Source organism: Rhizobacter sp., from assembly GCF_032229685.1.
In the GTDB taxonomy this organism is placed as follows: domain Bacteria; phylum Pseudomonadota; class Gammaproteobacteria; order Burkholderiales; family Burkholderiaceae_C; genus LMDS01.
The window spans coordinates 1-16353 of record NZ_JAVTWP010000036.1 but is presented as its reverse complement, the minus strand read 5'-3'; the positions used below and the strand labels follow the sequence as shown (position 1 = coordinate 16353).

14 protein-coding genes are annotated in these 16353 nt (G+C 67.7%); 7 read left to right on the top strand and 7 right to left on the bottom strand.

From position 1 onward, the window contains the following. Position 1: 1 nt before the first annotated feature. From AC30PD_RS15760 to AC30PD_RS15745, 4 genes are all read right to left on the bottom strand, one after another. Entirely contained in the window at positions 2-277 is a 276-nt protein-coding gene (locus tag AC30PD_RS15760) for a BufA1 family periplasmic bufferin-type metallophore (RefSeq protein WP_489536610.1), read from the bottom strand. Positions 278-383: 106 nt separating this feature from the next. After that, a complete protein-coding gene (locus tag AC30PD_RS15755) occupies positions 384-4031 on the bottom strand; it encodes a hydantoinase B/oxoprolinase family protein (protein WP_489536609.1) in 3648 nt (1215 codons plus the stop codon). 9 nt (positions 4032-4040) lie between these two features. Further along, positions 4041-4691 (bottom strand): aspartate/glutamate racemase family protein, encoded by a 651-nt coding sequence (locus tag AC30PD_RS15750; protein WP_489536608.1) that lies wholly within the window; start codon positions 4689-4691, stop codon positions 4041-4043. Further along, complete coding sequence (locus tag AC30PD_RS15745) at positions 4688-5218, bottom strand: winged helix DNA-binding protein (protein ID WP_489536607.1); 531 nt, start codon at positions 5216-5218, stop codon at positions 4688-4690. The genes AC30PD_RS15750 and AC30PD_RS15745 overlap by 4 nt, the downstream gene beginning before the upstream one ends. A 161-nt stretch (positions 5219-5379) precedes the next feature. On the opposite strand from AC30PD_RS15745, the gene AC30PD_RS15740 reads away from it, so the two are divergent. The 7 genes from AC30PD_RS15740 (at position 5380) to AC30PD_RS15710 (ending at position 13566) form a co-directional block, all read left to right on the top strand. Continuing rightward, complete coding sequence (locus AC30PD_RS15740; protein WP_489536606.1) at positions 5380-6363, top strand: TRAP transporter substrate-binding protein; 984 nt, start codon at positions 5380-5382, stop codon at positions 6361-6363. A gap of 26 nt (positions 6364-6389) precedes the next feature. Continuing rightward, positions 6390-6899, top strand: coding sequence for a TRAP transporter small permease (locus AC30PD_RS15735; RefSeq protein ID WP_489536638.1), 510 nt, complete (start codon positions 6390-6392; stop codon positions 6897-6899). A gap of 6 nt (positions 6900-6905) precedes the next feature. After that, positions 6906-8207 (top strand): TRAP transporter large permease, encoded by a 1302-nt coding sequence (locus AC30PD_RS15730; RefSeq protein WP_489536605.1) that lies wholly within the window; start codon positions 6906-6908, stop codon positions 8205-8207. A 146-nt stretch (positions 8208-8353) separates the two neighbouring features. Next, the gene (locus AC30PD_RS15725) at positions 8354-10906 is read left to right on the top strand and encodes a GspE/PulE family protein (RefSeq protein WP_489536604.1); all 2553 of its coding nucleotides are present in this window, start codon (positions 8354-8356) and stop codon (positions 10904-10906) included. 75 nt (positions 10907-10981) lie between these two features. Next, complete coding sequence (locus AC30PD_RS15720; protein ID WP_489536603.1) at positions 10982-11311, top strand: hypothetical protein; 330 nt, start codon at positions 10982-10984, stop codon at positions 11309-11311. A 70-nt stretch (positions 11312-11381) separates the two neighbouring features. Then, positions 11382-12113, top strand: a complete 732-nt coding sequence (gene msrA / locus AC30PD_RS15715) for a peptide-methionine (S)-S-oxide reductase MsrA (protein ID WP_489536602.1) — start codon at positions 11382-11384, stop codon at positions 12111-12113. A gap of 40 nt (positions 12114-12153) precedes the next feature. After that, a complete protein-coding gene (locus AC30PD_RS15710) occupies positions 12154-13566 on the top strand; it encodes a phospholipase D-like domain-containing protein (RefSeq protein ID WP_489536601.1) in 1413 nt (470 codons plus the stop codon). Here AC30PD_RS15710 and AC30PD_RS15705 read toward each other — a convergent pair. The 3 genes from AC30PD_RS15705 to AC30PD_RS15695 all read right to left on the bottom strand — a co-directional run. Continuing rightward, positions 13557-14564: an XdhC family protein gene (locus AC30PD_RS15705; RefSeq protein WP_489536600.1), complete on the bottom strand. Its 1008-nt coding sequence runs from the start codon at positions 14562-14564 to the stop codon at positions 13557-13559. The two genes, AC30PD_RS15710 and AC30PD_RS15705, sit on opposite strands and share 10 nt — an antisense overlap. Positions 14565-14576: 12 nt before the next feature. After that, a complete protein-coding gene (locus AC30PD_RS15700) occupies positions 14577-15149 on the bottom strand; it encodes an SRPBCC family protein (RefSeq protein WP_489536599.1) in 573 nt (190 codons plus the stop codon). Between the two features lie 7 nt (positions 15150-15156). Continuing rightward, positions 15157-16353, bottom strand: a 1197-nt coding sequence (locus tag AC30PD_RS15695) for a vWA domain-containing protein (RefSeq protein ID WP_489536598.1), incomplete at its 5' end; no start/stop codon positions are given.

Here is a 16353-nt window from a genome sequence, read left to right as displayed (position 1 = left end):
CTCACTTCTTCATCGCGGCCTTGGCTTCGTCGGCGCTCTTGCCGCCCATCTTGGCGCAGGTGCCCTTGGCGACGTAGTTCCACTCGTCGGGAGCCATCGCGGTCTTGGCCTGGCCGGCGCACGAATGCGAGCCCGACAGGTTGGCGCAGTCGTTGGCGCCGGCCTTGGCGATGCCGTAGCACTTTTCCTTGCCGCTGTCTTGCGCTTGCGCGGTGCCCAGCACGCCCATGGCGAGCACGGAAGCAAGGGCGCTGGAGAGGATGAGGCGTTGGTTCATGGGTATATCTCCTGGGGTGAATGGTGGACACGTTGAACGGGTGCTTGTCGACCGGAATCAGCACGTCGATCGGCGACCTGCTTGTGTCGGAGCACGGGCGCCATTCTTACAGCCCCGCGGCGGCCTTCCCGGCATCAGGGGCGCTCCCGTAACCTCCGCCCCCCGGTGTTTCAATCACGAACACGTCACCGGGCTGCATCTCGACCGAGCCGATGTGGCCGAGCGCCTCGCGCCGACCGTCGGCACGCTCGACCCGGTTGATGCCCGGCTGGCCAGCCGATCCGCCGGCCAGACCGAAGGCGCCGGCCTGGCGCCCGTTGGACAAGATGGAGGCCGTCATCGGCTCGAGAAAGCGCACCCGGCGCACGCCACCGTCTCCGCCTCGGTGCAAGCCCGCCCCGCCCGAGCCGGCACGGATCGCGTAACTGTCGAGCCGCACCGGAAAGCGGAACTCCAGCACCTCGGGGTCGGTGAGGCGCGAGTTGGTCATGTGGGTCTGCACGACGCTCGTGCCGTCGAAGCCCGGGCCGGCGCCGCTGCCGCCGGAGATCGTCTCGTAGTATTGGTGGCGCTCGTTGCCGAAGGTGAAGTTGTTCATCGTGCACTGCCCGGCCGCCATGGCCCCGAGCGCGCCGTAGAGCGCGTTGGTGATGCAGGTCGAGGTTTCCACGTTGCCCGCCACCACCGAGGCCGGCGGCAGCGGGTTCAGCATCGAGCCTTGCGGAATGATCACCTCGAGCGGCTTCAGGCAACCGGCGTTGAGCGGGATGTCGTCGTTCACCAGCGTGCGGAAGACGTAGAGCACGGCGGCCATGCACACCGCCGTCGGTGCGTTGAAGTTGTTGACGAGTTGTGCCGAGGTGCCGGTGAAGTCGATCTGCGCCGTGCGTGCGGCCGCGTTCACGCGGATCGCCACGCTGATCTGCGCGCCGTTGTCGAGCGGCAGCGTGAAGGCGCCGTCTTTCAGCTTCGTGATCACGCGCCGCACCGACTCTTCGGCGTTGTCTTGCACATGGCGCATGTAGGCCTGCACCACGTCGAGGCCGAACTGCTCGACCATCTTGCCGAGCTCCTGCACGCCCTTCTGGTTGGCGGCGATCTGCGCTTTCAGGTCGGCCAGATTCTGCTGCGGGTTGCGCGACGGCCAAGTGCCGCTGGCGAGCAGCGCCAGCATTTCCTTCTCGCGCAACACACCGCGATCGACCAGTTTCACGTTGTCGATCTGTACGCCCTCTTCTTCGATGCGCGTGGAAAAGGGCGGCATCGACCCCGGCGTCACACCGCCGATGTCGGCATGGTGGCCGCGCGAGCCCACATAGAACAGCACCGTGTCGTTCGCTTCGTTCCACACCGGCGTCACCACCGTCACGTCGGGCAAATGCGTGCCGCCGTGGTAGGGGTCGTTGAGCACGTACACGTCACCGGGCTGCATGCTGCCGGCGTTGCGTGCGACCACGGTTTTGATCGACTCGCTCATCGAGCCCAGGTGCACCGGCATGTGCGGCGCGTTGGCGATCAGGTTGCCACTGGCATCGAACAGCGCGCACGAGAAGTCGAGCCGCTCCTTGATGTTGACCGAGTAGGCGGTGTTCTGCAATTGCAGCCCCATCTGCTCGGCGATGTTCATGAAGAGGTTGTTGAAGACCTCGAGCATCACCGGGTCGACCGTGGTGCCGATGGCTCGGCGCGCCTCCCGCGGCTGCACGCGGTCGAGCACCAGGTGGTCGAGCGCGGTCACGCGCGCCTGCCAGCCGGGTTCGACGACGGTGGTGGCGTTCTTCTCGGCAATGATCGCCGGGCCGGCGATCACGTGGCCGGGCCGCGTGTCTTCACGCACCACGAGAGCGGCGCTCCACCAGCGGCCGCCGCTGAAGAGGCGCACGGTGTCGGCGGCCGGCGCGGCTTCAGCGGCGCCGAGTGCGTGCCGCGTTTCCGTCGGCGCATCACCTTCGGCCACCGCTTCGACCGAGACGGCCTCGACGATCAGCCGCCGCTCGCTCATCAGGAAAGCGAAGCGCTGGCGGTAGGCCGCTTCGAACGCCGCCTGGATCTCGGCCGCGCTGCCGAAGGGCACGACGAGCGCCGAGTCGGTGCCTTCGTAGCGCACGTGCACACGCCGGTGCACGTGCACTCGGCCACCGCTCACACCCTGTCGCGTGAGTTCTTCACCGGCTTCGGTGGCGAGCGCGTCCACACGCTGCGTGACCGCTTCCAGCGCCGTCGCCAGCGGTTGTTCGATCGCCGCTTCGCGCATCACGCTCTGGTCGGCCAGGCCCATGCCGTAGGCCGAGAGCACACCGCCGAGCGGATGCGCGAACACGCGGTTCATGCCGAGCGCATCCGCCACGCGGCACGCATGCTGGCCACCGGCGCCGCCGAAGCACTGCAGCGTGTAGCGTGTCACGTCGTAACCGCGCGCGACCGAGATCTTCTTGATCGCGTTGGCCATCGCGCCGACGGCGATGTCGATGAAACCTTCGGCCACTTCTTCGGGCGCGCGTTTGGCGCCGGTCGCGCGCTCGATGTCGGCCGCCATCGCAGTGAATTTCTCGACGACCACATCGCGGTCGAGCAGCTCGTTCGCCTGCGGGCCGAACACCTTCGGAAAATGCGCCGGCTGGATCTTGCCGACCATCACGTTCGCATCGGTCACGGCCAGCGGGCCGCCGCGCCGGTAGCACGCCGGCCCGGGGTTCGCACCCGCGCTCTGCGGCCCGGCGCGAAAACGCGAGCCGTCGAAGCCGAGCACCGAGCCGCCACCGGCCGCGACGGTGTGGATGCTCATCATCGGCGCGCGCATGCGCACGCCAGCCACCTGCGTTTCGAAGGCGCGCTCGAACTCGCCCGCGAAGTGGCTCACGTCGGTGGAGGTGCCGCCCATGTCGAAGCCGATGACCTTGTCGGTGCCGAGATCGTCTGTCGCGAGCTGTGCCGTGCGCACCATGCCGACGATGCCACCGGCCGGGCCCGACAGAATCGCGTCTTTTCCCTGGAACGCGTGCGCGTCGGCCAGCCCGCCCGACGACTGCATGAAGAAGATCTTCACGCCCGGCATCTCGCCGGCCACCTGTTCGACGTAACGCCGCAGGATCGGCGACAGGTAGGCATCGACGACCGTGGTGTCGCCGCGCCCCACCAGCTTCATCAGCGGGCTCACCTGGTGCGAGACGCTGATCTGCGTGAAGCCGGCTTCTTTCGCAAGCCTTTGCGCGGCGAGCTCGTGCGCGGGGTAGCGGTAACCATGCATGAAGACGATGGCCACGCTGCGCAGGCCAGCGTCGAACGCGGCCCACAGGCGCTCGCGCAGATGCAGTTCGTCGAGCGGTTGCACCACGTCGCCGTGCGCACCGACCCGCTCCACCGCTTCGATCACGCGGCTGTAGAGCAACTCGGGCAACACGATGTGGCGATCAAAGATGCGCGGCCGTTCCTGGTAGCCGATGCGCAGTGCGTCACGAAAGCCTTGCGTGGTGACCAGCAGCGTCGGCTCGCCCTTGCGTTCGAGCAGCGCGTTGGTGGCGACGGTGGTGCCCATCTTCACGCACTCGACTTGCGCCGGCGTGATCGGCTCACCGGCGTTCAGGCCGAGCAGGTGGCGGATGCCGGCCACCGCGGCGTCGCGGTACTGTTCGGGGTTTTCGCTCAGCAGCTTGTGCGTGACCAGCGTGCCGTCGGGCCGCTTGCCGACCAGGTCGGTGAAGGTGCCACCGCGGTCGATCCAGAACTGCCAGCGTTTGTCTTGGGTCGGGTTCATCTCGGGCTTTCAATGAGGCAGCGCGTGGAAGCGTTCGCCGATGAGTGTGGTGATGTCGTGGACCCGCAGGCCGGTGGCTCGGCGCACCGCGTCGGCATAGGGTGGCATGTTGGTGCATTCGAGCACGATGTCGGTCAGCGCGGGGTGGCGGGCAAGCAGCCGTTGCGAGGCGCCGACGACCTGCAGCATCGCGTCTGCCTTGTCGAGCGTGGCCAGGTCGCGCAGCAAGGTTTGCTGGAAAGCGCTGCCGGCAGCGATGCCTTCGACCGGCGTCTCGGCGCCGGCACCGGCGGCGCGCAGGTGATCGGCACCCAGCGACGCCGCGTCGACGGTCACCACACCGGCGCGTTCGAGCGCCGGCAGGAGCAGCAGGCTCGAGGTCCACACCGGCACCGGCAGCGCGGCCTGCAAGGCCTGCTGGAACAACACGAGAAAGCCGCAGCTCGTGGTGATGGCGCTCGCGCCTTCGGCAGCCAGCGCGCGGCCGGCGTCGATGAAGGGTTGCAGCAAGGTCGGGTCACGCTCGCGCACCACACGCAGCGGCGACGCACCGTGCACGGTCTTGTAGCGCACAGGGAAGCCGAAGGTCGCCGGGTTGCCGATGTCGCCCGCGACGCGCGGAAAGCGCGTGTCGAGCATCAGCACACCCAGTGTGTTCACAACGATGTCGCCGCACGGGCCGCCTGGTCGTACAGGCCCGACATGGTGCGCAGCAACCGCGCCATCTCGCCGATGTCGGTGTTGCGGTCGGCGTCGAGGTTGTCGATCAGGCAGGTCTCGCGCACCTCGCGGTACTTCTGCACCGCCGCTTCGCCGGCCGGCGTGGGGCTGTAGAAGACCTCCTTGCCGGCTTTGTCGCCTTGCGCCAGCCCGGCGGCGAGCAGCTTCTTCAGCGAGTAGGCCACCACGTGCGTGTCTTCGTAGTTGAGCACGAAGCAGATGTCGGCCAGCTTCTTGTTGCGCGCGCGGTGGTTGATGTGGTGCAGCACCAGCACGTCGGTGATCGTCAGGTCGGGGCAGCCGGCGGCGGCCATGCAGCGCATGGCCCAGCGCGAGAACGCGTTCCACGCGACGATGAGGCCGAACTCGAATTCCGACAGCTCCACGCTGCGCGGCGAGACCAGGTGCGACGACGACACGATGCCTCGCGCCGGGGCCTTCTTCTTCGCCTTGGGTGTGCTCGCCACTTTGTGCCCGCGCCCTTCGCTTTGTCAAAACGTTGAAAACTTATTGACAATTTACAGACATATTTTCTAGACTGCAAGCCCCGTGGAACAACCGATGCCCGGTTGCGCGGCACGCTCTATGCTTTTGCCGACCCTTCACACACGCTGACTCCGGAGAGCCCATGAACCTGAATCGTCGCCTCGTTTCCACCGCCGCCGCGCTCGCCCTCGCGGGCCTGGCGGCCACCGCTTCGGCCCAGACCAAATGGGACCTGCCGGCCGCCTACCCGGCCACCAACTTCCACACCGAGAACCTGATGCAGTTCGCGGCCGACGTCGACAAGGCCACGGCCGGCAAGCTCAAGATCACGGTGCACGCCAACGCCTCGCTGTTCAAGGCGCCCGAGATCAAGCGCGCGGTGCAGGGCGGGCAGGCGCAGATGGGCGAGATCTTGCTGGCCAACTTCCAGAACGAATGGCAGATCTTCGGTGCCGACGGCCTGCCCTTCCTGGCCGACAGCTACGACGAGTCGATGAAGCTGTACAAGGCGCAGAAGCCGCTGCTCGACAAGAAGCTCGGCGAGCAGGGCATGATGCTGCTGTACGCCGTGGCCTGGCCGCCGCAAGGCATCTACGTGAAGAAGCCGATCGCCTCGGCCGCCGACCTGAAGGGCGTGAAGTGGCGCGCCTACAGCCCGGCCACCGCACGCATCGCCGAACTGGTGGGCGCGCAGCCGGTCACGGTGCAGGCCGCCGAACTCTCGCAGGCCATGGCCACCGGCGTGATCGAGTCGTACATGTCGTCGGGCTCCACCGGCTACGACACCAAGACCTACGAACACATCAAGTACTGGTACGACACCCAGGCCTGGCTGCCGAAGAACGGCGTGCTCGTCAACAAGGCCGCGTTCGACGCGCTCGACAAGCCGACGCAGGCCGCCGTGCTGAAAGCCGGCGCCGACGCCGAGGTGCGTGGCTTCGCGTTGTCGAAGGCCAAGAACACCGAGTACATCGAGCTGCTGAAGAAGAACGGCATGAACATCGTGGCGCCGTCGCCGGCGCTCACCAGCGACATGAAGAAGGTCGGCGACACGATGCTGAAAGAGTGGCTTGAAAAAGCCGGCCCCGAAGGCCAGGCGGTCGTCGACGCCTACAAGAAGTTGTGATGACACCGGCGCCCGCTCCTTCCGGCGTGCGCCGGTTTCTCGACACGCTCTACAACGGCGCCGCCGCGCTCGCGGCGCTGTTCATGGTCTTGTTGCTGGTGATGGTGATGCTGTCGATCCTCGGACGCCAGCTGCACTTCAACATCCCCGGCGTCGACGCGTATGCCGGCTACATGATGGCCGCCGCCGGTTTCCTGGCGCTGGCGCATACGCTGAAGAAAGGCGAGCACATCCGCGTGACGTTGCTGATCGGCTCGCTCAAAGGCGGCTGGAAGCGAGGCTTCGAGCTCTGGTCGCTGCTCGCAGCCACCGCGCTGGCCACGCTCTCGGCGTTTTACAGCGCCAAGCTGGCCTGGCAGTCGTACACATTCCACGACATCTCCACCAGCAACGACGCCACGCCGCTCTGGCTGCCGCAACTCTCGATGGCCGTGGGCACGCTGATCCTCGCCATCGCCTTCGTCGACGAACTGGTGCTCGAACTGCGCGGCGAGCGGGTCGTGGCCACGTCCGAAGAGGCTTCGCACAATGAGTGACCAAAGATGAGTGACTTCGCGATCACCGCGCTGTTGATCGGCTCGATGTTCCTGATCCTCGGCAGCGGGGTGTGGATCGGCCTCACGCTCTCGGGCGTGGCCTGGATCGGCATGCAGCTCTTCAGCTCGCGCCCGGCCGGCGACGCGATGGCCGTCACGATCTGGGGCTCGTCGTCGAGCTGGACGCTCACCGCCCTGCCACTCTTCATCTGGATGGGCGAGATCCTGTTCCGCACCCGCCTGTCGCAAGACATGTTCAAGGGCCTGGCGCCGTGGATGCAGGCGCTGCCCGGGCGCCTGCTGCACGTGAACGTGGTCGGCTGCGCGATCTTCGCGGCGGTGTCGGGCTCGAGCGCCGCCACCTGCGCCACCATCGGCAAGATGAGCCTGCCCGAGCTCACGCGGCGCGGTTACCCCGAGATCATGTCGATCGGCTCGCTGGCCGGTGCCGGCACGCTGGGGCTGCTGATCCCGCCCAGCATCATCATGATCGTCTACGGCGTCACCGCCGACGTGTCGATCTCGCAGCTCTTCATCGGCGGCGTGATCCCCGGCATCCTGCTGGCGCTGATCTTCTCGCTCTACATCGCCGGCTGGTCGCTCTTCAACCCCGGCAAGATCCCGCCGCGCGACGCGCTGATGAGCTTCACCGAAAAGCTCTACGAGTCGCGCAACCTGATTCCGGTGGTGCTGCTGATCGCCGCGGTGCTGGGCTCGATCTACTCGGGCATCGCCACCGCCACCGAAGCCGCTGCGCTGGGGGTGGTGGGTTCGCTGATCCTCTCGGCGCTGCAGGGCTCGCTGAACTGGGCCACGTTCAAGGAATCGCTGCTCGGCGGCACGCGCCTGTACTGCATGATCGCGCTGATCCTGGCCGGGGCCGCGTTCCTCACGCTGAGCATGGGCTACATCGGCCTGCCGCGCCACCTGGCCGAATGGATCGCCTCGCTCGGCCTGAGCCAGTTCCAGCTGATCATGGCGCTCACTGTGTTCTACGTCGTGCTGGGCTGTTTTCTCGACGGCATCTCGATGGTGGTGCTGACCATGGGCGTGATCATGCCCACGGTGCAGAAGGCCGGCATCGACCCGCTGTGGTTCGGCATCTTCATCGTCATCGTGGTCGAGATGGCGCAGGTCACGCCGCCGGTCGGCTTCAACCTGTTCGTGATGCAGGGCATGACCCAGCGCAGCATCGTCTACATCGCCCGCGCCGCGTTGCCGTTCTTCCTGCTCATGGTCATGATGGTGGTGCTGCTCTACGTGTTCCCGCAGATCGTGACCTTTCTGCCCACGCACATGAAGGGCTGAGGCCCCGCGCAGGAACTGGGCGGTCGCCACCCCGCTTTTCCGCGCATCGTGCCGGCCCCGGCGGCGGCACCATGCCAGCGTGAAAATGGGGCTGGCTGACGGGCGTCTTCCGACGGGTCGCGCGGCCCCGCGGAAGGAATTCTGCGATGGCAGACATGTTGAGCCCGCTCGAATGGAACCTGGCGCCTGAACCAGCAGCCCTGGTCGCCACACCCCGCGCTGACCTGCCCGAAAAGGCCAGCCGCGAAGCCTTCTGCTGGCCGGTGCCGCCCTACGCGAGCTACCCCGCAGCCACGCCGCAGACCGACCCGCTGCCCTGCGAGATCGTCGGCCTGAACAACACCCGCACCAAGGGCCGGCTCACCTTCTTCGTGCCCGACGAGCAGGTGGTGCACGTGCAGGTGCCGCCGGCGCGCACCACGCTGCCGCTGCGCTTCGAGCAGTTCCGCGCCATCGTGCTGACGACACCGATCAAGCCGGGCACGCCCCGCGCCGACGACCCGCACGCCGGCCTGCTGGCGCACCGCGCGCATTCGAGCTTTCGCGTGGTGTTGTCGGCCGGCGGCGAGCTGAGTGGCGACACCATGGGCCACGTCGAAACCAGCGCAGGCCTGTTCCTGTTCCCGCCCACCGCGGCGGCCGACGGCAGCGTCACGCGCCAGTTCATTCCGCGCAGCGCGTTCAGCAGCTTCGAGGTGGGGGCACGCATCGGCGAGTTGCTGGTGGCGCAGCACAGCGCCACCGAACAGCAGATCGCGCAGGCGGTCGACGCACAGCAAGGCTTGCGGCAGCAGAAGCTCGGCGACATCCTGGTCGCGCAGCAGATCGTGTCGCCCGAGCAGCTCATCGACGCCATCGAGCGCCAGAGCCGCATGCCGATGGTCCGCATCGGCGAAGCGCTGCTCTCGCTCGGCCTCATCACCGACGCGCAGCTGCAGGAAGCGCTGGCGCAGCAGAAGACCGACCGCAGCGTACCGCTCGGCGAACTGCTGGTGCGCATGCGCGTGGTCTCGCGTGAAGACCTGCAGGTGGCGCTGGCCCGCAAGATGGGCTACCCGCTGGTCGACATCGACACCTTCCCGGTCGAGCCCGACGCGCTGCGCGCCCTGCCCTACGCCACCGCGCTGCGCCTGGCCGTGGTGCCGCTGCTCGTGCGCGACGGGCGGTTGATCATCGCGCTCGACGACCCGGTGCGCCGCCGCAGCATCACCGAAGAGATCGAGTTCAGCGCGCAGATGAAGGTGGTGCCGGTGCTCGCGCACGGCCAGTCGCTCGAAACGGTGCTGTACGGCGCCTACGAGAAGATCGGCGCCATCACGCCCGAGGCGCGGCCGTTCGAAGACGCTTCGGTGCCGATCAACTTCGACCTGCACGACACCGACAAGCTGGTCGAGTCGCTCGAAAAAGAAGGCCTGGAGCGCAGCAACCTCGACGCCGACAAGCCGATCGAGCAGTCGGACAACTCGCTGGTGCGGCTGCTCAACAACATGATCATCGAGGCGCACACCGACGGTGTGTCAGACATCCACATCGAGAGCTACCCCGGCCGGGAAAAGATCCGCGTGCGCTTCCGCAAGGACGGGCAGATGCGCACCTACCTCGAGCTGCCCTCGAACTACCGCAGCGCCCTGATCGCCCGCGTGAAGATCATGTGCGACCTCGACATCGCCGAGCGCCGCAAGCCGCAAGACGGCAAGATCAACTTCGCCAAGTTCTCGGCCCAGCACAAGCTCGAACTGCGCGTGGCCACGATCCCCACCAACAACGGGCTCGAAGACGTGGTGATGCGGATACTGGCGTCAGCCAAGCCGCTGCCGCTCGACCGACTCGGCTTGTCAGCCAACAACCTGGCGTGGCTGAAGCAGGCGATCGAGCGGCCCTACGGCCTGGTGCTGTGCGTGGGCCCCACCGGCTCGGGCAAGACCACCACGCTGCACTCGGCGCTGAGCCACATCAACGTGCCCGAGCGCAAGATCTGGACCGCCGAAGACCCGGTCGAAATCACCCAGCCCGGCCTGCGCCAGGTGCAGGTGAACCCGAAGATCGAGTGGACGTTTGCAAAAGCGCTGCGCGCCTTTTTGCGCGCCGACCCCGACGTGATCATGGTCGGCGAGATCCGCGACGCCGAAACCGCCGGCATGGCGGTCGAAGCCTCGCTCACCGGCCACCTGGTGATGAGCACGCTGCACACCAACAGCGCGCCCGAGACCGTGACGCGCCTGCTCGACATGGGCCTGGACCCGTTCAACTTCGGCGACTCGCTGCTCGCCGTGCTGGCGCAGCGCCTGGTGCGCCGCCTGTGCAGCGAGTGCCGCACCAGCCGGCCCGCCAGCAGCGAAGAAGTCGACGAACTGCTGAACGACTACATGCACGCCTTCGGCGCTGAAGCACCGCTGAGCCGCGACGCGGTGCTGCAGGGCTGGGTGAAGAACAACGCCCGCGACGGCCGGCTGATGTGGCATTCGAGCCCCGGCTGCGCCACCTGCAGCGACACCGGCTTCAAGGGCCGCGCCGGCCTGCACGAGATGATGGTCGTCTCGCGCGAGCTGCGCCACCTGATCCAGACCGGCGCACGCGCCGAAGCCTTGCAGCAGAGCGCGGTCGCGAGCGGCATGCGCACGCTGCGCCACGACGGCATCGCCAAGGTTCTGGCGGGGGTGACGACGATCGAGGAAGTGCGGGCGACGAGCAACGCGTGACGGGGCGCGGCCGCTGGCCGTGCCTCCTTAGAATCGCTCTCCGACGACGCCGCTCCGTGCGTCGAGGAGCCCGCCGTGGACCTGAAGCTGCCCATCATCATTCACGACGAACTCACCGAGTCCGTCATCCAGTCCACCGGCATGCTCGACCTGGCCAGCGGCGAGATCCGCAACGTGGTCCACGAGAACTACGACAAGGAAACGCTGGGCCTGCCGGCCGAAGACGAGAGTTATGAATTCACCTCGGGCACGCTGAGCAATGGCAGCAAGGAAGTGGAATTCCGGGTCGAGGTCGACATCATGTCGGGCACTTACTCGGTCACGCCGAGCGAGCTGCTCGAACTGAAAGGCCGCGCGGCCAAGCTCTTCACGGCCCCGCCGCCGGGTGCCAACCACAAGCCTTAGGGTCATCGCGCGTAAGAAAGCGGCGGGTCGATTCGACAGGCATGCTGAGCCCACCGTTTGGAGCCCGACGATGAAACAAACCCTCCCCGCCCAGCCCACACGCCGCGTTTTCGCCCTGGCCGGCGCAGCGGTGCTCGCAGCCTTCGCGGTCGCGAAGTTCGGCCCCAGCGTCGCCGCCGAAACGGCGGTCGTGATCCCGGCGCCCACGGCCGACCTGGTCACCGAAAGCACGGGCGCGCAAGAGGTCGCCGTGTTCGCGGGTGGTTGTTTCTGGGGCGTGCAGGCCGTGTTCCAGCACACCAAGGGCGTGATCCAGGCTGTGTCTGGTTACGCCGGCGGCGCGAAGCAGACCGCCATGTACACGCTGATCGGCTCGGGCATGACCGGCCACGCCGAGGTGGTGCAGGTCACCTTCGACCCGAAGCAGGTGTCTTACGCACAACTGCTGCAGATCTACTTCTCGGTCGTTCACGACCCGACCCAGCTCAACCGCCAGGGCCCGGACTCGGGCACCCAGTACCGCTCGGCGATCTTCACGACCAGCGCTTCGCAGAAGGCGGTGAGCGAGAAGTACATCGCGCAGCTCGAAGCGGCCAAGGTCTACCGCGGCAGAATCGTCACCCAGGTCGGCCCGCTCGAGGCCTTCTACACCGCCGAGGCCTACCACCAGGACTACGCCACGCTGCACCCCGAGTCGGGCTACATCGCGCGCTTCGACAGGCCGAAGATCGCGAACCTGAAAGCGGTGTTCCCGCAGTGGTACCGCGAGCAGCCGGTCTTGGTGATGGCCAAGAAGGGCTGAAGCTCTCGCAGGCCGCCGGCATGCGTTAAGGTCGGGGCCGATGTTCCCCGGCCTGACCCTCGCCTACTGGCTGACGCTGCACGGCCTGGTCACCTTGCTCGCGGTGCTGTTCTACGTGATCGCCGCGCACGTGCTGCACCAGCGCCGCCACCCGAGTGCGGCGATCGCGTGGGTGCTCTTCATCCTGCTGATGCCCTACGTGGCGCTGCCGGCCTTTCTGGCTTTCGGCTCGCGCAAGCAGGCACGCCCGCGCAACCGCGCGGCGCTCGTGGCGCCCGACCCGGCCGCCCCGGCTGATCAGGCTTCTTGGGCGGTGCAGACCGCCGCCGCGCTCGGCCAGCCTCCGCCCGCCGCGTACCACGCGCTGCACCTGCACGTCGATGGCGCGGCCGCGCTCGCCGCGCTGTGGGAGGTGGTCGACGGCGCCGAACACTCGATCGACGTGTGCACCTTCATTGTGGGTGACGACGCCCTCGGCGCGCAGTTCATCGAGCGCCTGTGCGAGAGATCGCGTGCCGGCGTGAAGGTGCGTTTGATGCTCGACGGGCTGGGCCGGCTGATGGGCGGCCGCCCCGACCTGAAACCGCTGCGCGACTGCGGCGGCGTGGTCACGCTGTTCGTGCCGCCACTGCATTCGCCGCTGAAGGGCCGCACCAACCTGCGTGACCACCGCAAGCTGCTGATCGCCGACGCCGCCTTCGAGACCCGCCGCGTCTGGAGCGGCGGGCGCAACCTGGCGGCCGAGTACTTCGAAGGCGCGCCCGGCAAGACGCCCTGGCACGACCTGAGCTTTGACCTGCAAGGCCCGCTGGTGCTGCAAGCCAGCAGCCTGTTCGAACACGACTGGGCTTTTGCGAACGGGCGCAAGGCGGCGGCCGAAGACAGCGCTGCGCAGCAGCCCGCCACGGCGCCGCCGGCCGTGTGCGCGCAGCTCGTGGCCTCGGGCCCCGACCAGGTCGACGACACGGTGCACGCGTTGCTCGTCACCGCGGCCTACCGCGCGCGCCGGCACATCCGGCTCGTCACGCCCTACTTCGTGCCCGACGCCTCGTTGCTGATGGCGCTGTGCCTGGCCGCGCGGCGCGGCGTGGTGGTCGACCTGCTGTTGCCGGCGCGCTCGAACCACCGCATGTCGGACGTGGCGCGGCGCCGCGCCCTGCGCGCGCTGAACGCGGCCGGCGCGCGGCTCTGGCTCACGCCGCACATGCAGCACGCCAAGCTCGCCGTGGTCGACGACGTGGTCGCGCTCTGCGGTTCGGCCAACCTCGACAGCCGCAGCCTGTTCCTGAACTACGAACTGATGTTCGCCTTCCACGACGCCGGGGCGATCACGTCATGCGCAGCCTGGTTCGAGCGTGAGCGTTCGCTCGCCACGCAGCACCTGCCGTCGAAGGCCGGCCTGTTGACCGACTTGGCCGAAGGCCTGGTGTTGTGGGTCGGGTTTCAGCTCTGAGCTTCGGCGCCGATGGCGCGCACGGCCGGCACCGACGAGCCTTCTTTCTTCTGCATCAGCGCGATGCCGTTCTTCACCGCGATGATCTCGGCCACGATCGACACGGCGATCTCGGCCGGTGTCTTCGACCCGATGTCGAGCCCGATCGGCCCGTGCAGCCGGTCGATCTCGGCGGGTGACAGGTCGAACAGCTTGAGCCGCTCGCGCCGGCTCGCGGTGTTGCCGCGGGAGCCGAGTGCGCCGATGTAGAAGGCGGGCGACTTGAGCGCTTCGAGCAGCACCAGGTCGTCGAGCTTCGGGTCGTGCGTGACGGCCACCACCGCGCAGTGCGGGTCGAGCTGCAGCTCGAGCACCAAGTCGTCGGGCATGGCCTTGCTGAAGGTGGTGTTCGGCACGTCCCAGGTGAGGTTGTATTCCTCGCGCGGGTCGCAGCAGATGACCTCGAAGTCGAGCGCCACCGCCATCTGCGCCACCACGCGCGAGAGCTGGCCGGCGCCGATGATCAAGAGCCGCCAGCGCGGGCCGAAGAGCGCGGTGAGGCTTCCGCCATCGAACTGGAACACGTCGCCGCGCGAAGCGGCGCTCACGGTCACTTCGCCTGTCGCGAGTTGCATGCGCCGCGCCACCAGTTCGTGGCGTGCCGTGCGGGCCAGCACTTCGTCGATCCAGGCCACGCTTTGCAGCGGCTCCTGCACGAGGCGCAGGTTGCCGCCGCAGGGCAGGCCGAAACGCGCCGCTTCTTCCTTGGTCACGCCGTAAGTGATGAGCGAGGGCGTGGCCACGCGCTCACCGTGGCGCAGCCGGTCGATCAGGTCGTCTTCGACACAACCACCCGAGACCGAGCCGGCCACCAGACCGTCGCCTCGCAGGCACAGCAGCGCGCCGGGCGGGCGCGGCGCCGAGCCCCAGGTTTCGATCACGGTCACGAGCCACACTTTGTGGCCTTCGTTGAACCAGTCGCGGGCCTGGCCCAGCACCTGAAGGTCGAGACTGTCCATGAGCTTGTCTCCTTACTTGCGGATCACGAAGTAGACCACCGCGAGCACCACCACGGCGCCGATCAGCCACCAGACCTTGCCGATGCCAGTGTCTGCGGGCGCTGCCACCGCCGGCACGGCAGCGGCTTCTTCGGCCGGCGCCTCGCTGGCCTGCAGGTTCGCCTCGAAGGCCTTGAAAAAATCCTCGGTGATCTTGCCGGCCGCCGCGTCGATCAGGCGCGAGCCGATCTGCGCCATCTTGCCGCCGACCTGGGCGCGCGCGTTGTACTTCAGGCGCGTCTGCGAGCCTTCGGGCGTGAGCGCCACGTCGGCCGAACCCTTGCCGAAGCCAGCCACGCCGCCCTGCCCGTCGAAGTTGATCGTGTAGCTGTTCGGCGCCTGCACGTTCGTCATCTGCAGGTTGCCCTTGAAGCGTGCGCTGACCGGGCCGACCTTGAGCGCTACGACGGCGGTGTAGGCATCGTCGCCGGTGCGTTCGAGCGATTCGCAGCCGGCGATGCAGGCCTTGAGTGCTTCGGGGTCGTTGAGCGCGGCCCAGGTCTTGTCGACCGATGCGGGGATAAGTCTTTCGCCTTGCAGTTCCATGGAGCGTTCAGTTCAGAAGTGAGGATGGGTTGACAGCTGGTGCCCGCAGCGCGCGGCCGAGATCGGCCAGGCTGGCGAGGTTGTGCACCGGCAGGAATCGGTCGACGTTGGGCAGCAGCGCGCGCACACCGGCGGCACGCGGCTCGAAGCCGTCGAATCGCAGCAGCGGGTTGAGCCACACGATCGTGTGGGCGGTGCGGCGCAGTTGCGCAGCGGCTTTCGCGAGATCACCTTGATCGTCGCGGTCGAGGCCGTCGGTCATCAGCAGCACCGCCGCGTTCGAGCCGAGCAGGCGCCGGCCCCAGTCGTGGTTGAACTCTTCCAGGCACGACGCGATGCGCGTGCCGCCCTTCCAGTCTTGCACCACGCGGTCGGCGTGCAGCAGGGCCACGTCGGGGTCGCGGTGGCGCAGGCTGCGGGTGATGTTCGACAAACGCGTGCCGAAGGTGAAGGTGTGCACCTTGAGGTAGCGCCGCGTCAGGCCATGCACGTAGTGCAGCAGCAGGCGGGCGTAGCGCTCCATCGAGCCCGAGATGTCGAGCAGCACGACGAGCGTGGGCAGTTCCTTGCGCGGGCGCGTGAACATCGGCGTGAGCGTGTGCGGCTGGCGCGCCATGCGCTGCATCGTGGCGCGCAGGTCGAGCCGGCCTTGCGAGGCACGCTCGTGGCGGCGGCGGCGCACCGGGTCGACCGGCAAGGGCAACTGCTCGGCGAGCTTCTTGGCGAGTTCGAACTCGGCCGCGCTCATGCTTTCGAAGTCGGCCCGCTGCAGGCGCTCGCGTTCCGAGAAGGTGAAGGTGGTGTCGAACTTCAGCTCTTCAGGCGCGGTGTTGTTGGCCGGGTTCGGCGGCTCTTTCTTGCGCGGTGGCGCGAGCGCTTCGGCCAGGCGGTTGGCGCGCGGCGTGTTGTGCTTCTCGCCGCGGCCGCTGATCTTCGGCAACAGCAGGTACATCAGCTGTTCGAGCAGCTTCGGGTCGCGCCAGAACGCGGCGAACGCGGCATCGAACAGCACCTGCTGCTCGTGGCGGTCGATCATCACGGCGCTGAGCGCGGCGTGCACGTCGTCGCGCCGGTTCAGGCCGACGTGCTCGATCGCAGCCATGGCAGCGAGCACACGGTCGGGGCCGATGGGCATGCCGGCGGTGCGCAGGATGCGGGCGAAGTGGACGATGTTTTCGGCGATCACGTTGTCTGTCCTGCCGCT

What these genes read in the sequence shown, in the direction of transcription:
- AC30PD_RS15760 (WP_489536610.1), bottom strand. Translation starts at nt 277, where the DNA reads ATGAACCAACGCCTCATCCTCTCCAGCGCCCTTGCTTCCGTGCTCGCC.
- AC30PD_RS15755 (WP_489536609.1), bottom strand. Translation starts at nt 4,031, where the DNA reads ATGAACCCGACCCAAGACAAACGCTGGCAGTTCTGGATCGACCGCGGT.
- AC30PD_RS15740 (WP_489536606.1), top strand. Translation starts at nt 5,380, where the DNA reads ATGAACCTGAATCGTCGCCTCGTTTCCACCGCCGCCGCGCTCGCCCTC.
- AC30PD_RS15730 (WP_489536605.1), top strand. Translation starts at nt 6,906, where the DNA reads ATGAGTGACTTCGCGATCACCGCGCTGTTGATCGGCTCGATGTTCCTG.
- AC30PD_RS15725 (WP_489536604.1), top strand. Translation starts at nt 8,354, where the DNA reads ATGGCAGACATGTTGAGCCCGCTCGAATGGAACCTGGCGCCTGAACCA.
- msrA (WP_489536602.1), top strand. Translation starts at nt 11,382, where the DNA reads ATGAAACAAACCCTCCCCGCCCAGCCCACACGCCGCGTTTTCGCCCTG.
- AC30PD_RS15710 (WP_489536601.1), top strand. Translation starts at nt 12,154, where the DNA reads ATGTTCCCCGGCCTGACCCTCGCCTACTGGCTGACGCTGCACGGCCTG.
- AC30PD_RS15705 (WP_489536600.1), bottom strand. Translation starts at nt 14,564, where the DNA reads ATGGACAGTCTCGACCTTCAGGTGCTGGGCCAGGCCCGCGACTGGTTC.
- AC30PD_RS15700 (WP_489536599.1), bottom strand. Translation starts at nt 15,149, where the DNA reads ATGGAACTGCAAGGCGAAAGACTTATCCCCGCATCGGTCGACAAGACC.